The organism is Nigerium sp., assembly GCF_039811905.1.
In the GTDB taxonomy this organism is placed as follows: domain Bacteria; phylum Actinomycetota; class Actinomycetes; order Propionibacteriales; family Propionibacteriaceae; genus Propioniciclava.
This window is the reverse complement of the sequence record NZ_JBDHZL010000016.1, coordinates 1-15,099: the sequence shown is the minus strand read 5'-3', so window position 1 is coordinate 15,099 and position 15,099 is coordinate 1. Positions and strand designations below refer to the sequence as shown.

Below are 15,099 nucleotides of genomic sequence, written 5' to 3'. Positions count from 1 at the left end.
AAGGCTCACCCCGACGGTCATGGATGATCGCCGGCAGCAACCGAACAACCCGCGTGGGCGACGGCGACGACGCGGTGACAGAGAGGCAATCAACGTGGATATCAACATCCTGTGGCTCATCGTTGCTTTCGGCAGCGGGGCGTTCGGCGCGGCGATCGGCCCGCAGACGGCCTTCATCTTCACCGGCTTCGCCTACCTCTTCGGGCTCGGCGGCCTGATCGCGACCGGCGCCGACAACGCGGCCGCGGGCCAGTTCATCGCCACCGTCGCGTTCGGCCCGGTCTTCGGCCCGCACATCGCCTGGGCCGGCGGCGCCGCCGGCACCGCCTACGCCGCGAAGAAGGGCTACATCGAGTCAGGCCGCATGGTCGATCTGCCGCTGGCCGGCATCGCGAAGATGGACGTTCTCATCGTCGCCGGCGTTTTCGGCATGGGCGGCTACCTGTTCGAGCGCGTCCTGCACCTCATCCCGAGCTTCGCGACGAACGACGGAACCGTCATCGGCTGGACCGACACGGTCGCCTTCACCGTCGTGCTGTCCCACGTTCTCGCTCGTGTGCTGTTCGGCGTCAAGAGCCGCAAGGTCTTCGGGCCGTTCCCGAACGGCCGCCCGCTCGTGCTCGACGACGGCAGCCACTGGGTCGAGCACCAGGAGAAGTGGTCGCTCTCGGCCGGTCACGGCTTCTTCTCGGGCCTGGTCTTCGCGTTCGCCGCGGTGTGGCTGATCGTGACGTTCCCCAACAACGCCGAGATCCAGGGCCGCGCCTTCCTGATCGGCTGGGCGGTCTCCGCGCTGACGCTGATCTTCCTGAGTTGCGGGCTGAAGACGCCGGTCACGCACCACATGACGATCATCGCCGCGCTGGCGGCGGTCATCATGATGCGCATCCAGTTGCAGGGCGGCGGCTCCATCGGGGCGGCCACCCCGACGCAGATGGTCATCGCGGTGCTCTTCGGCGCGGTGTTCGGCGCGATCTCGGGCCTCGTCGGCGAGTTGTTGTCGCGCCTCATGAACGCCCGCGGCGACACCCACATCGACCCGCCGGCCCTCGCGATCTTCTCGCTGACGACCCTCCTGTTCGCCGTCCAGTCGCTCGCGATGTGACCTTCGTCTCACGGTCACAGGCCCCCGGGAACCTCGGTTCCCGGGGGCCTTGACGTGGATCTCGTCGGTGAGTCCGCTGCGGGTCAGGCCTGCCGCGAGAACGCGGTGGCCTCGGCGACCAGCGCGGCGTCCGGACGAACCCCGGTGTAGAGCACGAACTGCTCCAGCGCCTGCAGGCTCATGACCTCGGCGCCCGAGATCGTCTCCTTGCCGAGGTCGCGGGCGCGTAGGAGCAGCGGCGTCCACACCGGCCGGGGCACGACGTCGAACACGACGCTCGCCCCGGCCACGACCTCGTCGGCCACCGGGAGGGCGTCGGCCTCCGGGCCGCCCTCCATGCCGACGGGCGTGCAGTTGATGATCAGCCGGGGCGCGTCGTCGCCGACCTGCTGCGCCCACGTGTATCCGTACTTCTCGGCGAGGGCGGGCCCGGTCTTCGGGTTGCGCGAGACCACCTGGACGTCGGTGAAGCCCTCGTCGCGGACGGCCGCCACGGTCGCCTTCGCCATGCCGCCGGCGCCCAGCACGACGGTCGGCAGCGCCTGATCGACGTCGTGGCTGCGCAGCAGCGACACGATCGCGAGATAGTCGGTGTTGTACGCCTTCAGGTAGCCGTCGGTGTTCACGATGGTGTTCACCGACTCGATGACCTCGGCCGACGGGTCCAACTCGTCGACCAGCGGGATCACCTCCTCCTTCCACGGCATCGAGATCGCGGCGCCCCGGATCTGCAGCCCCCGGACGCCGGCCACGGCCGCCTTGATGTCGGTCGTGGTGAACGCCTTGTAGACGAAGTCGAGCCCGAGGGCGTCGTAGAGGTAGTTGTGGAACCGGGTGCCGGTGTTCCCGGGGCGCCCCGACAAGGACAAGCACAGGCGCGTGTCCTTCGTCAGGCCCTCGGCGATGGTGCGGGTCATGCGGGTCAGCCTACGGTCGCGCGGAACTCGCGCGCGAGCGCGAGCAGCCGGTCGTTCGCCTCCGTCTCCCCGATCGACACCCGGACGCCTTCGGCCCCGAACCGCCGGACGACCAGCCCGGCCTCGTGGCACGCGTCGTCGAACGCCGCGGACGCCTCCCCGAGCGGGAAGTACAGGAAGTTCGCCTGCGTGTCCGGCAGGTCCCAGCCCTGCTCCGCGAGGGCGGCGGTGACGCGCTCGCGCTCGGCGACGAGGGCGTCCACGCGCTCGTTGAGTTCGTCGACGACACCGAGCGAATGGATCGCGGCCGCCTGCGCGAGCCGGTTCACCCCGAACGGGATCGCCGTCTTCGCGAGCGCCTCCGCGATCGCCGGGTGGGCCACGCCGTAGCCGACGCGCAGCCCGGCGAGGCCGAACGCCTTCGAGAACGTGCGCAGCGCGATGACCTGCGGGAACTCCTCCTGCAGCGCGAGGCCGTCGGCGTGGCCCGCGTCGCGGGAGAACTCGCCGTAGGCCTCGTCCATGACGACGGCGACGTCGGAGGGGAGCCGCCTCAGGAACGCCCGGACGGCCGCCTCGCCGAGCGACGTGCCCGTCGGATTGTTGGGCGTGCACAGCAGGACGAGGCGCGTGCGGCCGGTGACCGCCGCGGCCATGGCGTCCAGATCGTGCTCCCCGGACGCCGTCAGCGGCACGGTCACCGGCGTCGCACCGGCGAGCTGGGCGAGGATCGGGTACGCCTCGAACGAGCGCCACGCGAAGACGATCTCGTCGCCGGCGTCGCAGGCGGCGCCCATGATCTGCGCGAGGACGCCGGTCGAGCCCGGCCCGACGACGACCTGGTCGGCCTCGCGGCCGACGAAGGCCGCGATGGCGGCCCTGACTTCGGTGTTCGTCATGTCGGGGTAGCGGTTGATCTCGGCGGCGGCCTCGGCGATGACGCCGAGCACCGAGGGCAGCGGCGGGTACGGGTTCTCGTTCGAGCTGATCTTGAAGGTGGTCAATCCCGGGATCTGGGGGGCCGGCCTCCCCGCCACGTAAGCGGGCAGCGAGCCCAGGACAGGACGAAGACGGACGGGGGACGGCTCGGAGAACGGGGCAGACATACCCCTAATCTCTCACGGCCCACGCGCTGAGCCGGCTGGGGTTCGCGGAAGGGACTTGGTACCTTGCCCGCATGACAACCCGTCTCGACGATCCGATCTGGGAACAGATCCGCGCCGAAGCCGCCGAGGACGCCGAGCGCGAGCCCGCGCTCGCCGGCTTCTTGAACACCGTCGTCCTGGGCCGCCCGACGCTGGAGGATTCGCTCAGCTTCCTCCTCGCCAGCAAGCTCGAGAACCCGGTGCTGTCCGCGCTGACCCTGCGCGAGATGCTCAACTCGGTGTTCTGCAACAACGAAGCCGTGCAGGACGCGATCCGCGCAGACCTCGAAGCCGTGGTCACGCGCGATCCGGCGTCCCGCGGCTACAGCTCGCCGCTGCTGTACTTCAAGGGGTTCCACGCCATCCAGGCGCACCGGGCCGCCCACGACTACTGGGTGCGCGACCGCAAGCCGCTCGCCCTGTACCTGCAGAGCCGCATCTCGGAGGTGTTCGCCGTCGACATCCACCCCGGCGCGCGGCTGGGCAAGGGCCTGCTGTTCGACCACGCGACGAGCGTCGTCATCGGCGAGACGGCCGTCGTCGAGGACAACTTCTCGATGCTGCACGAGGTGACGCTCGGCGGCACGGGCAAGGTCGGCGGCGACCGGCACCCGAAGATCGGCAAGGGCGTGATGATCGGGGCGGGCGCGAAGGTGCTCGGCAACATCCGGGTGGGCGAGGGCGCGAAGATCGGGGCGGGCAGCGTGGTGCTGCGCGACGTCCCGCCGCACGTGACCGTCGCGGGCGTCCCCGCCAGGCCCGTGAGCGTGCCGCAGTACGCGATGCCCGCGCTCGAGATGGACCAGCAGTTCAGCGACGAGGACGACGAGGAGGACGAACTCGAACGCCGCCGCGCCTGAGCGCGGGCGGCGTCCGCTGGGCGGTTTTTTCGGCGTTTCTCAGCGACGCGGTGTCCACACTCGGGCCGCTCTCAACCTGCCGTGAAAAGGTGTGGGCCGAACACGAGATGGGAGTTCTCAGATGGTCCCCCCACGGTCTGTGGCGTCCGCTGCGGCGCTGACCTTGGCCCTCACCCTTCTGCCCGCCACGACGGCCGCGACCCCCAGCGCGTCGGCTGCCGCGAAGTCGTCGAGCTGGGTGTGCGCGACGGTGAACGCGCGCACGCTCTACGGCGTTGACTACGGTCGATTGAAGGTGAAGCGCCGCTGCGTCCTGACGCGCGACTTCGCCACGTCGGGCGAGAGCAAGCTGGGCGCGAACACGTTGACGGTGTCGGCCGACCCGCGCGCGACGCGCACGGAGGTCGCGCAGACGACGCTGCACGAACTGGTGCACCACGTCGACTGGCGCACCACGAAGGCCTACCGCAAGCAGCTCTATTCGTTCCTCGGGTACCGCACGAACGGCTCGTTCTGGTCGGTGCCGAGCCCCGCCGCGAACTGGGACGGGCGCAACCTGAACGTCTGGCGGTCCGACCCGCACGAGCGGCTCGCGGAATCGGTCGTCCGGTGCCAGACCGGGTCGGCGCGGCTGTCCGGCATGAAGCTCGTGCCGAAGAGCCGGTGCGCCGCGCTGCTCAGCACGTACAAGAAGGCGGTGAAGGCCGTCCGCTGAGGCCGCCTTGGCCGGTCCTTGATCGAACCTTCATGTGGGTGGGGAAGACTGACGGTCCCGCCCGAAGACGAGAGGACGATCATGGCCCCCTTCCGCCTGTCCCGCCTGGCCGCTGCCGCGGCCGTCCCGCTGCTTCTCGCCGGCTGCTCGGCCGCCCCCGCTCCTGCCGGAGCGACCGGGACGCCCGCGGCGGCGGCCGCCTCCGCGACGGCGTCCGGCGATGTGGCATCGCGTCACGGGCTGTCCGGCCTGGACACGAAGGCGATCATCGAGCGCCTGGACCAGACCAACGACGACCGGGCGTCCGGGCCGGGCGGGTCGGTGCGCGGGTTCGAGTTCGTGCTCTCCGACGACGCCGGCGAACAGACGATGGCGTTGCCGGAGGGCCAGTTCTACCTGGCGCTGGCGCCCTATGAGAACCGGACGCACGACTGCTTCAACCACAGCACCCAGTCGTGCCAGGGCGAACTCGTGGGCAAGAAGGTGCACGTGACGATCACCGATTCCACGGGCGAGCGGCTCGTGGACGCCGACGCGACGACCTACCCGAACGGCTTCGTCGGGTTCTGGCTGCCCCGCGACAAGCAGGGCACGATCGAGGTCACCTACGACGGCAAGAAGGCGGCGTCCCCCTTCTCCACGGGCGCCGACGGCGCCAGCTGCGTGACGACGCTGCCCCTGAGGTGACGGACGCCCGCTGACGGCGTCCTGAACGCCCCGGCCGCCCGGACGCCGCCCGCTACGGCTGCGCGGGCGCCGGGGCGTCGTCGGTCGCCTCGTCGACGTCAGCGATGCGGCGTCCGGTCGAGCTGTCGGCCAACTGGCTGTCGGGGACGTGCCGGATGTCGAACGTCGCCAGCGGCTCGGGCCCGAGCAGCACCCTCCGGACGACGTGGAGGTAGCCGTTGACGTCGGCCTCCACCCGCCACGTGACCAGGGAGATCGCGCCTTTTTCGATCTCGAGCGCCGTCATCGAATCGGGGAAGATGCACGCTCCCGAGTTGAAGTACGGGAGGTCGTTGCCGAGCGGGAAGCGCTCGCGGTGCGTGTGCCCGCAGATGAGCGCGACGCGGTGGTTGCGGATCCACTTCACGTAGTTCCGCTCGACCTTGTGCCGCTTGAAGCTGTTCGCGATGGGGCTGGACGGCGACCGGAACCCGAGGGCGTGCAGCCGCTTCCAGAACAGGCGGTAGCTCCACATGGTCATCCACCAGTTCTGGTCGTTCGGCAGGTCGCCCTGGTGCCCGTGGACGACGAACAGCTCCTGCCCGGTGTCGCGGTGCCGCAGCACGAGCGCGGCGTGCACCTGCAGGCCCGGCAGCAGGGGCTCCCAGGCGCGCGTCACCGGGTTGACCCGCCGGTCGAAGTGCTGGGACACGTAGCCCGGCTTGCGCATCTGGATGTCGTGGTTACCGAAGAGCCGCAGGTAGCGGCCGTCGAGGTGGAAGGTCCGCAGCAGGTCGAACGTGGCCTTGTTGGCCTTGAGGATGTGCCGCGGGTTGAACTCCCACAGGTCGTCGTTGTCGCCGTTCTCGATGAGCGTGAACCGCTCGTCGTCGTAGTGACGCAGGGCGGTGACGAACACCGCCTTGTTGCGGGCGAACTCGTCGGCCTTGCTGCCGTCGCCGCGATGGCTGTCGCTGACGAACACGAAGCGCGCGTCGTCGTCGAACTCGATGACGTCCGCCTCCTCGTAGGCCTCGGTCAGGCGTTCCCTCGTCTTCACCCGTGCCCCTCCCTCGGGTCGGCTCTCTTCGGATCGGCCCCACCATCCTGCCGCGGGCACGCCCCTCAGGCCAGGGGAACGGGGGAGAGGACTCAGGCGACCTGCAGCGACCGCTTGGACAGGCCCATCCAGAAGCCGTCGATGACCTGGTCGCCCGGGACGCTGGCGTCCGTGGCGGCGCCGAGCGTCACGAAGAGCGGCGCGTAGTGCTCGACGGTCGGGTGGGCGTACGGCATGCCGGGGGCGCGGGTGGCGAAGTTGGCCAGCTCGTCGACGTCGCCGCGGGCGAGGGCCTCGGCGGCCCAGGCGTCGAATTCGGCGGACCAGGTGGGCGCGGGGGCGTCCAGGCGGGGGTCGGTGAGGAACGGCAGGCCGTGCGTCAGGAACCCCGAACCGATGATCAGGACGCCGTCGTCGCGCAGCGGACGCAGCCGGCGTCCGATCTCGAGCAGCGTCTCCGGATCCTGCGTCGGGAGGGAGAGCTGGAGGACCGGGATGTCGGCGTCCGGGTACATGATGCGCAGCGGCACCCACGCGCCGTGGTCGAGTCCGCGGGAGGTGTGCTGGTGAATCGGGTGGCCGGGCGGCATGAGGCGCGCGACGCTGTGGGCGAGGGCGGTGGCGTCCGGGGTGTCGTAGGTCATCTCGTAGAAGCGCTGCTCGAAGCCCCAGAAGTCGTAGACGAGCGGGGCGCGCGAGGCGCTGAGGGTGAGCGGGGCGGCCTCCCAGTGGGCCGAGACGATCAAAATCGCCCGCGGGCGCTCGATCGTGCCGGCCAGGGCGGCGAGCTGGCCGGACCAGACCGGGTCGTCGAGCAGCGGCGGGGCGCCGTGGCCGAGGTACAAGGCGGGCATGCGCGTGGTAGTCATGGGTCCTCAATGGTTGAAGCTTGAACTTTATTCCTCGGGGGGAGGGCTCCGCGGGGGCGGCGGGCCCGGCCATCCGGGCTGGAGCGGCCCAGGGGCCTAGGGTGAGGGGGTGGGCGATGCGCGGATCCTGGTGGTGGAGGACGACGACGACGTCCGGGTGACGACCCGGCTCGTGCTCAAGAGGCAGGGGTTCGACGTGGTGACGGCCGCCGACGGGCTGGAGGCGCTCGACGTCCTAGCGGCGCAGGCCGCCGAGCCGGTGGACGCCGCGGTCGTCGACATCGTGATGCCGCGCATGGACGGGCTGTCGCTGGTGCGGCGGCTGCGGGCGTCCGAGCGGTACGGCGACCTGCCGGTGCTCATGCTGACCGCGCGTGATCTGCCCTACGACCAGGTCAGCGGCCTGGACGCGGGTGCGGACGACTACGTGGTGAAGCCGTTCGACTCCGACGTGCTGGCGGCCCGGTTGCGGGCGCTGCTGCGGAGGCGTCCGGCGGGCGGGCCGCGGCAGGAGCGGTCGGGGGACCTCGTCATCGACCGGGCGGGCATGACGCTCACCAGGGCGGGGGAGCCGGTGCAGTTGAGCGCGACGGAGTTCCGGCTGCTCGAGGTGCTGCTCGACCACGCCGGCCAGGTGCTCGGGCGTGAGCAGTTGCTGGCGCACGTGTGGGGGAGCGCCGACTGGGGCGAGCCGCGGGTGGTGGACGTGAACATCCAGCGGCTGCGGGCCAAGATCGGCGCCGCGCACATCGAGACGGTGCGCGGGTCGGGCTACAAGTGGGTCCGCCAGTGAGGACGCGCGTGCCGTGGTGGCACTCGCTGCGGCTGCGGATCGCGGTCTCGATGGCCGCCCTGTCCGCCCTCGCGATCGGCGGCGTGGCCGCCGCGGTCGCGCAGCACTCCGCGCTGGACGGCCGCGAGCGCCTGCGCGCGCAGGCCTACGAGCGGCTGGAGGCGTCCGAGGTCTACTACAACGTCTACGGACGCCTCCGCGCGGGCGCGACCACGCAGATGGCGGGCGTCCCGGAGCAGCTGCGCGACGCGGTGGCCGCCGAGCGGGATGCGAGCTACTTCGACGGGGCGACCATGTGGGTCGGACGCCGCACCGACGACGGCCGGACGCTGGTCGTCCAGCTCAGCGCGGCCGACTACCTGGCGCAGCACCAGCAGCTCGTGAACGTGCTGGTGCTGGCGGGCGTCGGCGGGGTGGGCGCGACGAGCGTGCTGAGCTGGCTGATCGCGTCCGGGCTGTCGCAGCGGCTGCGTCGCGGGGCGGAGGCCGCGCAGGCGATCGCGGACGGGGACCGGGAGCGCGAGGCGTCGCAGCCGGGCCGCGACGAGGTGGCCGTGTTGACGTCGGCGGTCGACGGGATGGCGTCCGCGCTGACGCAGCGGCTCGACCGCGAGCGCGAGTTCAGCGCCGACGTCGCCCACGAGTTGCGGACGCCGGTGACCGCCCTGGTCAGCGCGGCCGAGCTGCTGCCGGACGACGACGAGGCGTCCGCGCTGGTCCGTGGGCAGGTGCGGCGTTTGCGGCTGCTCGTGGAGCAACTGCTGGAGGTGGCCCGGCTCGAATCGGGGGCCGACGTGGTCGCCCTCGAGACCGCCGACCTCGCGGGCGAGGTGCGCCGCTCCCTGAGGACGCTGCCGCCCGACCTCGCGCCCACGCTCGTCGTGGACACCTCCGCCGCCGTCGGCCTGGAGCCGGCCCGGCTGGACCGCGTCCTGACGAACCTCGTCGCGAACGCCCGCAAGCACGGCGGCGGGGCGTGCGAGGTCAGGGTTGCCGGCACGAGCGTCACGGTCACCGACGAGGGGCCGGGCTACCCGGACGCCCTCCTGGCCGGCGGCCCGCGCCGGTTCCAGTCGCGCGGCGGGGGCGGCAGCGGGCTCGGCCTCGTGATCGCGAGCCGTCAGGCGGAGGCGATGGGCGGCGAGCTCGCGTTGCGCAACGGTCCCGATGGCGGGGCGCAGGCGGCCCTCACGCTGCGCCCCGCACCGGGACCCCCCTCCGCTTCGGTCAGTGACGACCGAAGTATCGACCGCCCGGCTTCGTCGGGCCCAGCAGCTCCGGCACCGTGACCAGCGTGTAGCCGCGGGCGCGCAGCAGCCGGATCAGGCCGGGCACCGCCGCGACGGACGTCGGGTGGATGTCGTGCATCAGAATGATCGAACCCCGGCGGGACTGCTTCAGCGCGGCCGTGGTCGCCTTGGCCGAGTTGCGGCTCTTCCAGTCCAGCGTGTCGACGTTCCACAGGATCAGCGGGACGCCCAGCTTCTTCGTCGCGCTGTTGGCCGCGCCGTACGGCGGCCGGAACAGCGTCGGCCGGGGCGCGCCGGCGTCCTGGATGGCGCGGGCCGTCCGGTCGAGCTGAGCGCGCTGCTGCGCGGCGGTGAGCTTGCTGAACGCCTTGTGGTCCCAGCCGTGGCTGCCGACGACCATCCCGGCTTCGTGGAGCCGCCGGATCATCCCCGGGTTGCCCTGCGCCTGCTTCCCGAGCACGAAGAACGTCGCCTTCGCGTTCGCGGCCTTGAGGTCGGAGAGGAGGCGACCGGTGTAGGGGCCGGGGCCGTCGTCGAAGGTGAGCGCGACGCATTTCGCGACCGCGCAGTCCACGCGCTGCGGGGTGGTGGACGCCCCCGCCCCCGCGGCGGGGGCGTCCGGTCCGCCGGGGCCGGCGCTCTGGGTTGCGACGGCCGCGGCGGCCGCCCCGCCGGCGACGGTGACGACGGTGGCGGTCGCCCACGCGACGACGCGGGCGAGATGGGTCCGGCGGCTGCCGGGACGGTTGCTCCTGAGGGTGGGTGAAGACAGCGGGGTGAACACGATGAGCTCCTGGTTCTGGGCGCGCTCGAGCGATCACGGGCGAACGTGGGCGCGAGTCAGCGCGGCGCGTCCTGGGCGCGCCGGGTCGCGTGGGTAGGGGTTTGGGGTTGCTTTCGCCGATCAGAGCGGACGCCGCGGGCGCAAGCGCCCGCGGACGCGGCTCAGCGGGACGGGGTTGCGGACGGCGTTGCGGACGGCGAGTCCGCGGGTGCGTCGGCCATCGTGCCGGGACCGCCGGGGGTGATGCCGGGCAACTGGTAGGTCTCGGTCTCGGCGTAGCCGGCCGGCGGCTTGCCGACGGAGGAGACGGTGAGCGTGCGGTAGGTCGCGGCGGCCTCACCCTCGGCGAGCGCGCTCGCCTCCACGCGGACGGCGTAGCGGAGCGTCTTGCCCGCCGCGCAGGACGGCTCGCACGTCGCGGTGACGAGCTCGCCGGTCGCGGTCGCCTTGTCCTCGCCCCAGCCAGACCACGAGAGCTTCTCGAGGCGCTCGTTGCCGTCGGCGCAGGCCAGCGTGTAGGTGCCGGGGCGCTGAACGAGCTCGTGGTCGAGGCATTCGGCGAGGTAGGTCACGCCGGCGCGGGCGGCGACGCCGTTGTCTTGGGCCGGGGCGGGCTGGGTGTGCGGGGCGGCGTCCGCGAGGCTCGCGCACCCGACGAGCAGGCCGGAACACGCGACCGCCGCCGCGCCGATCGCCAGACGCTGGAGCCGTTGAGCGTTCATGTCATGTCCTTCCGGATCATTGTCGTAGCTCTACGGTGGACGCGCAGTGTCTCAACGCCTTCGCATGAACATCACAGGAGCATCACAGCGGAAAAGTGCCGTTCACAACGGCGTTCGTGTTCACAGTGGACGCCGTCGGCGCGCCGCGCGACGGACCCGCGCGGTGGGGCGAGGGGTCAGCCCCGGGCGGTGGCGATGACGACGTGGACGTCCGCGCCGGAGGTCGTCGCGTAGCGGTGCGGCTGGTCGCCCGGGAAGACGAGGTGGTCGCCGGGGCCGAGCTCGACTTGGTCGTCGGCGGGGCCGGCGACGAGCTCGCCCGAGGCGACGAACAGCATCTCGACCGTGCCGGTCGCGTGGGGGACGCCGTCGAACGCGTCCCCCGCACGCATCCGCAGCCGCCACGACTCCAGCCCGAACGAGCCGGGTAGCCGGTGGAGTACCTCGCGCTGGGGCCCTTCCGCGGACCACTCCGTCGCGCGCGTCACGATCGGCGCCGCGTCGGCGGCTGGCACCAGGAGGTCGGCCAGCGGCAGCGTGAGAGCCGCAGCGACGGCGTCCAGTGTTTCGATCGTGGGGTTGCCGCGGCCGGCCTCGATGCCCGACAGGGTGGCCTTGCCGATCTTCGCCCGGCGGGCGAGCGTCGCGAGGCTCATGCCGCGCTGCTCGCGGCGGAGCCGAATCTGCCGGCCGATCAGCGCGCTCGCGCTCATGGGGGTCTCCTCGAGTAAACGATCCGTTCGGTATGGTAGCGGCTGGACGATCGGGGCCGGCCTCGGACGCCGTTCGGCTGCCGGGAGGCGTCCGGTCTGGCAGGGTCGGGTCATGCGCATCGCACTCGCCAGCGACCATGCCGGCTTCACGTTCAAGGGCGAGATCGCCGCCCTGCTCCACGAGCTGGGGCACGAGACCATCGATTTCGGCGCGCCGAGCACCGAGCCCGCCGACCTGCCCGACCACGTCTACCCGGCCGCGCTCGCCGTGGGCCGCGGCGAGGTGGATCGCGGCATCTTCGTCGACGGCGTCGGCTACGGGTCGGCGCTCATCGCCAACCGCATCGCTGGGGTGGACGCGGTCGTCTGCCAGGATCCCTTCTGCGCCGCCCTGGCCCGCCAGCACACCGACTCGAACGTGCTCTGCCTCGGCGGCAAGATCATCGGCTCGGCGATCGCGCTCGAGATCGTCAAGGTGTGGATGACCACCGACTTCTTCGGCACGGAGAAGTACGTCAAGCGGGTCGAGAAGGTCCGGGAGATCAGCCGGCGGCACCTGGTACCGCTGGATCAGGTGCCGCTGGATCAGGTGCAGTAGCCCCCGCCCGTAGATCGGCCGCTTCGCTCGCCCGTCTTGCTTCCATTGCGGAAGCAGAGCGGACGGGCGCTCAGGGACGCCCCGGGGTCCGGCGGTCGTGAGCCTCTGCGTCCCTCGGCTTTGCTTCCGAAACGGAAGCAGAACCAGAGGACGAGCGCACTGGCGCGAGCGGGGCGCGCCGACGCCGGTGCGGCGGACGCGCGCGGCGTCCCGATCGTGACACGCTGTCACGCATGCTGATCGCCGCCGCTGTGTTCGCGTCCCTGGCCGCCGCCCTTCACGTGTTCATCTGGTACTTGGAGTCCTTCGCCTGGACCGGGCGGGCGCGCGCCGTATTCGGGACCACGCCCGAGGACGCCGAGGCGACCAAGGAGATGGCGTTCAACCAGGGCTTCTACAACCTGTTCCTGGCGCTGATCGCGCTGGCGGGGGTCGTCGCGGCGGGAGTGGGGGCGGCGTCCGTGGGCGTCGCGCTCATGGCGGCCGGCACCGGTTCGATGCTGGCAGCCGCGCTGCTGCTCGCGGCGACGTCGCCCGACAAGCGCTCAGCCGCTGTGAAGCAGGGCGCGTTCCCGCTCGTCGCGGTCGTGCTGCTGCTGATAGCGGCCCTGTGAACCGGCGCTGTGACGACGACCCTGTGATCTCGGCGCTGTGAGCGCGGCCCCGTGATCCCGGCGCTGTGAGCGCTGGCGTGAGCGCGCCAGCGTGAGCGCGGGCCCCAACGGCGGCTGCGATCGTGACGGCCGGCGGCGTCCTCACTCGGAGGGGACGCCAGCCTCCTGACCAGCCGCGGCGGCCGCGGCCCGCCTGCGCTCCTCGCCCCGCGCCTTGGTGCGGCGGACGTACAGGATGGTCCATGCGGCGAGCACCACGGCGAAGACCAGGGGGGAAACCTGGTTGATGTTGAAGGCGGCGGTGAACGGCAGGGTGAGCGCCACGACGACCTTGAGCGCCGCCTCGAGCAGGTAGCCCGCCCCCCACCCGGCCGTGATCGTGCGGAACATGCGCCGAAAGGGCGGGTTGGTGTCCCACTGGCGCTCGAACTCGGCGGCCCGGGCGGGGTTGCCGGCCATGCCGAAGCTCTGCGTGAAGTGGAACATGAGCGGCTGGCGTCCGATCACGAGGCTGCCCAGGCAGATCAGGCCGAACACGCCGGTGAGCACGGAGTCCTTCAGCAGGAGGACGACCGGCGACGTGTCGCCGACCACCGTCACCACGGCCGAGACCAGCGTCAGGGCGAGGATCAGCAGCGAGACGAAGTTGGTGTGCCGACGGACGATCGCCGTCCCGACAGTCTCGATCAGGGGGCCTGCGGCGGCCCACAGGTAGGCCGCGAGGTCGGACATCCCCGCGCTCTTGCAGAGGTTGAACACGACCAGCGGGAACGCGACGCTCAGCAGGAGCGTGGGCAGCAGGGCGACGATCGCGCCACGCCGGCCGGACGCCGTCGCCGGCTTGCTCTCGGATTGGCTCATGATGACTCCCGGGGATATGGATGATGCTTGGCACGCAACGTAACAGACTTGTCTTGAATATAGAATGCCCGGGTGGAACGTGAGATGCGGCCGCCGCGCGGGACCGCGACGCTGGGCTTCGCGTTCGGCGTGTGCTCGGCGGGGGGGATGCCCGGCCCGATCCTGATCGCGCTCCTGGAGCGGCTCGGCATGGGCGGCTCGGCGGCGCGGCAGTTGCTCACGCGGCTGCGCCGCCGCGGGTGGGTCACGACCGAGCGGGCCGGGCGCGTCGCCGTCTACCGGCTCGCGGGGCCGATGCTGCGGCGGTTCGACAGCATCCGGATGGGGGAGCAGCCGGCGCCGGCCTGGCACGGTTCGTTCTGGCAGGTGCTCTACGACCTTCCCGAGAGCCGGCGCACCGAGCGCGACCGGTTGCGGGCGGCCGCGTTCGAGGTGGGGTTCGCGGCGCCGCGTCCGGGGGTGCTGCTCGGCTTCGAGGAGCCCGCCTTCGTCGCGGACTTCGTGGGGCTGCGCGGCCCCGACGTCCTGATCGAGACCGGCCGCTGGGCCGTCGCCCCCGCCGACGCCGCCCGGATCGCCGAGGCCGCGTGGCAGCTGCCCGCCTACCGCGCGGCGGCCGACGAGGCGCACGCGCGCGTCCGCGAGCAGGCAGCGGAGGCGTCCGACGGTTGGGCCGCGCTGCGCGCCCTGCACGACGCGTTCGAGCTGGCCGTGCCGGTGTGGCTCACCCTGCCGCGAGTGCCGACGGAGCTGATCGAGCACGACCTGGGCGCGGGCCGGTTGTCCCGCGAGGTGACCGCCATCTCGGCCCGGCTGGGGCCGACGATCATCGGGTCCCTGGAGCCGTGGCTCGCCGGGCACGAGCTCGCCGGCCTGCTGGATCAGGTGCCCTCCGAGGAGGGCCAGCGCTGGTGAGCGCGCCGACCGCGCATGCCGCGTCTACCGCGCATGCCGGGGGACGCGGCGTCGCTCGGGCGCGGACGTCCCGGTCGCGACATCCCTGGTGATCGCCAGCCCGGAGTCGACGAACACGTCGAACAGGGCCCACAGGGACGCCCCACGCGTCGCGCGGGCGTGGAACAGGGCCGCGAGCAGGCTGCTGACCGGGCGTGGACGCCCCTCGCGCAGCAGGGAGTCGAGGGGGCGCGTCGGCGTCAGGAGCACCGGGAGGCAGCCGGCGAGCAGCGCCGCCTGATGCCCGGTCCGCGTCGCCACGACGGCCGTCGCGTCCCGCGTCGGGACGCCGAGGTGCCGCGCCGCGAGCCGGAAGCCGACCGGGCTGGGCTCGGGCGTCCGGGTGTCGTCGGCGGCGATCAGGACGTCGGGAAAGACGCCCCAACTGGCGAAACCGAGAAAGGCGTCCTGCCGGGAAAGAGCGGTGACGACGCCCCACGGGACGCCGCGGGCGTCGAATGCGCGGAGGAGAT

General features: G+C 72.0%; 18 protein-coding genes. 9 read left to right on the top strand and 9 right to left on the bottom strand.

Annotated features, from left to right (window positions below; all coding sequences use genetic code 11):
• The first annotated feature begins 94 nt into the window (after positions 1-94).
• Complete coding sequence (locus WMJ97_RS05105; RefSeq protein WP_347347893.1) at positions 95-1,105, top strand: hypothetical protein; 1,011 nt, start codon at positions 95-97, stop codon at positions 1,103-1,105.
• Between the two features lie 83 nt (positions 1,106-1,188).
• Here the strand turns inward: WMJ97_RS05105 and WMJ97_RS05100 are convergent, their stop codons facing one another.
• Together WMJ97_RS05100 and hisC are read right to left on the bottom strand one after the other, a co-directional pair.
• Positions 1,189-2,022, bottom strand: coding sequence for a shikimate 5-dehydrogenase (locus WMJ97_RS05100; RefSeq protein ID WP_347347892.1), 834 nt, complete (start codon positions 2,020-2,022; stop codon positions 1,189-1,191).
• Between the two features lie 5 nt (positions 2,023-2,027).
• Entirely contained in the window at positions 2,028-3,128 is a 1,101-nt protein-coding gene (gene hisC / locus WMJ97_RS05095) for a histidinol-phosphate transaminase (protein ID WP_347347891.1), read from the bottom strand.
• 71 nt (positions 3,129-3,199) lie between these two features.
• Between hisC and cysE the strand changes: the two genes are divergently transcribed.
• From cysE to WMJ97_RS05080, 3 genes are all read left to right on the top strand, one after another.
• Positions 3,200-4,027 (top strand): serine O-acetyltransferase, encoded by an 828-nt coding sequence (cysE, locus tag WMJ97_RS05090; RefSeq protein WP_347347890.1) that lies wholly within the window; start codon positions 3,200-3,202, stop codon positions 4,025-4,027.
• 121 nt (positions 4,028-4,148) lie between these two features.
• On the top strand, positions 4,149-4,742 hold the full coding sequence (locus WMJ97_RS05085) for a hypothetical protein (RefSeq protein ID WP_347347889.1): 594 nt from the start codon (positions 4,149-4,151) through the stop codon (positions 4,740-4,742).
• An 81-nt stretch (positions 4,743-4,823) separates the two neighbouring features.
• Complete coding sequence (locus WMJ97_RS05080) at positions 4,824-5,429, top strand: CueP family metal-binding protein (RefSeq protein ID WP_347347888.1); 606 nt, start codon at positions 4,824-4,826, stop codon at positions 5,427-5,429.
• Positions 5,430-5,481: 52 nt separating this feature from the next.
• Here the strand turns inward: WMJ97_RS05080 and WMJ97_RS05075 are convergent, their stop codons facing one another.
• The gene (locus tag WMJ97_RS05075) at positions 5,482-6,468 is read right to left on the bottom strand and encodes a hypothetical protein (RefSeq protein ID WP_347347887.1); all 987 of its coding nucleotides are present in this window, start codon (positions 6,466-6,468) and stop codon (positions 5,482-5,484) included.
• A gap of 92 nt (positions 6,469-6,560) precedes the next feature.
• On the bottom strand, positions 6,561-7,337 hold the full coding sequence (locus WMJ97_RS05070) for a class III extradiol ring-cleavage dioxygenase (RefSeq protein WP_347347886.1): 777 nt from the start codon (positions 7,335-7,337) through the stop codon (positions 6,561-6,563).
• A 109-nt stretch (positions 7,338-7,446) separates the two neighbouring features.
• Between WMJ97_RS05070 and WMJ97_RS05065 the strand changes: the two genes are divergently transcribed.
• Together WMJ97_RS05065 and WMJ97_RS05060 are read left to right on the top strand one after the other, a co-directional pair.
• Entirely contained in the window at positions 7,447-8,130 is a 684-nt protein-coding gene (locus tag WMJ97_RS05065; RefSeq protein WP_347347885.1) for a response regulator transcription factor, read from the top strand.
• Between the two features lie 8 nt (positions 8,131-8,138).
• On the top strand, positions 8,139-9,419 hold the full coding sequence (locus WMJ97_RS05060) for a HAMP domain-containing sensor histidine kinase (RefSeq protein WP_347347884.1): 1,281 nt from the start codon (positions 8,139-8,141) through the stop codon (positions 9,417-9,419).
• Here the strand turns inward: WMJ97_RS05060 and WMJ97_RS05055 are convergent.
• The 3 genes from WMJ97_RS05055 to WMJ97_RS05045 all read right to left on the bottom strand — a co-directional run bounded on the left by WMJ97_RS05055 (position 9,358) and on the right by WMJ97_RS05045 (position 11,599).
• Complete coding sequence (locus WMJ97_RS05055; RefSeq protein ID WP_347347883.1) at positions 9,358-10,164, bottom strand: polysaccharide deacetylase family protein; 807 nt, start codon at positions 10,162-10,164, stop codon at positions 9,358-9,360. The two genes, WMJ97_RS05060 and WMJ97_RS05055, sit on opposite strands and share 62 nt — an antisense overlap.
• Before the next feature lie 161 nt (positions 10,165-10,325).
• Positions 10,326-10,886, bottom strand: a complete 561-nt coding sequence (locus WMJ97_RS05050) for a hypothetical protein (RefSeq protein WP_347347882.1) — start codon at positions 10,884-10,886, stop codon at positions 10,326-10,328.
• Positions 10,887-11,062: 176 nt separating this feature from the next.
• Positions 11,063-11,599, bottom strand: coding sequence for an XRE family transcriptional regulator (locus WMJ97_RS05045; RefSeq protein ID WP_347347881.1), 537 nt, complete (start codon positions 11,597-11,599; stop codon positions 11,063-11,065).
• Between the two features lie 112 nt (positions 11,600-11,711).
• On the opposite strand from WMJ97_RS05045, the gene WMJ97_RS05040 reads away from it, so the two are divergent.
• Positions 11,712-12,197: an RpiB/LacA/LacB family sugar-phosphate isomerase gene (locus tag WMJ97_RS05040; RefSeq protein WP_347347880.1), complete on the top strand. Its 486-nt coding sequence runs from the start codon at positions 11,712-11,714 to the stop codon at positions 12,195-12,197.
• A 233-nt stretch (positions 12,198-12,430) separates the two neighbouring features.
• Entirely contained in the window at positions 12,431-12,811 is a 381-nt protein-coding gene (locus WMJ97_RS05035; protein ID WP_347347879.1) for a DUF1304 domain-containing protein, read from the top strand.
• A gap of 141 nt (positions 12,812-12,952) precedes the next feature.
• Here the strand turns inward: WMJ97_RS05035 and WMJ97_RS05030 are convergent, their stop codons facing one another.
• Positions 12,953-13,672: a VC0807 family protein gene (locus WMJ97_RS05030; protein WP_347347878.1), complete on the bottom strand. Its 720-nt coding sequence runs from the start codon at positions 13,670-13,672 to the stop codon at positions 12,953-12,955.
• Between the two features lie 72 nt (positions 13,673-13,744).
• Here WMJ97_RS05030 and WMJ97_RS05025 point away from each other — a divergent pair, with 72 nt between their 5' ends.
• Positions 13,745-14,587, top strand: coding sequence for a hypothetical protein (locus WMJ97_RS05025; protein ID WP_347347877.1), 843 nt, complete (start codon positions 13,745-13,747; stop codon positions 14,585-14,587).
• A 24-nt stretch (positions 14,588-14,611) separates the two neighbouring features.
• Here WMJ97_RS05025 and WMJ97_RS05020 read toward each other — a convergent pair.
• A partial coding sequence (locus tag WMJ97_RS05020) for a hypothetical protein (protein WP_347347876.1) occupies positions 14,612-15,099 on the bottom strand: 488 nt, incomplete at its 5' end.

Coding starts and splice junctions, on each gene's coding strand:
- WMJ97_RS05080 (WP_347347888.1), top strand. CDS start 4,824: ATGGCCCCCTTCCGCCTGTCCCGCCTGGCCGCTGCCGCGGCCGTCCCG.
- WMJ97_RS05070 (WP_347347886.1), bottom strand. CDS start 7,337: ATGACTACCACGCGCATGCCCGCCTTGTACCTCGGCCACGGCGCCCCG.
- WMJ97_RS05045 (WP_347347881.1), bottom strand. CDS start 11,599: ATGAGCGCGAGCGCGCTGATCGGCCGGCAGATTCGGCTCCGCCGCGAG.
- WMJ97_RS05085 (WP_347347889.1), top strand. CDS start 4,149: ATGGTCCCCCCACGGTCTGTGGCGTCCGCTGCGGCGCTGACCTTGGCC.
- WMJ97_RS05030 (WP_347347878.1), bottom strand. CDS start 13,672: ATGAGCCAATCCGAGAGCAAGCCGGCGACGGCGTCCGGCCGGCGTGGC.
- WMJ97_RS05050 (WP_347347882.1), bottom strand. CDS start 10,886: ATGAACGCTCAACGGCTCCAGCGTCTGGCGATCGGCGCGGCGGCGGTC.
- cysE (WP_347347890.1), top strand. CDS start 3,200: ATGACAACCCGTCTCGACGATCCGATCTGGGAACAGATCCGCGCCGAA.
- hisC (WP_347347891.1), bottom strand. CDS start 3,128: ATGTCTGCCCCGTTCTCCGAGCCGTCCCCCGTCCGTCTTCGTCCTGTC.
- WMJ97_RS05040 (WP_347347880.1), top strand. CDS start 11,712: ATGCGCATCGCACTCGCCAGCGACCATGCCGGCTTCACGTTCAAGGGC.
- WMJ97_RS05100 (WP_347347892.1), bottom strand. CDS start 2,022: ATGACCCGCACCATCGCCGAGGGCCTGACGAAGGACACGCGCCTGTGC.
- WMJ97_RS05035 (WP_347347879.1), top strand. CDS start 12,431: ATGCTGATCGCCGCCGCTGTGTTCGCGTCCCTGGCCGCCGCCCTTCAC.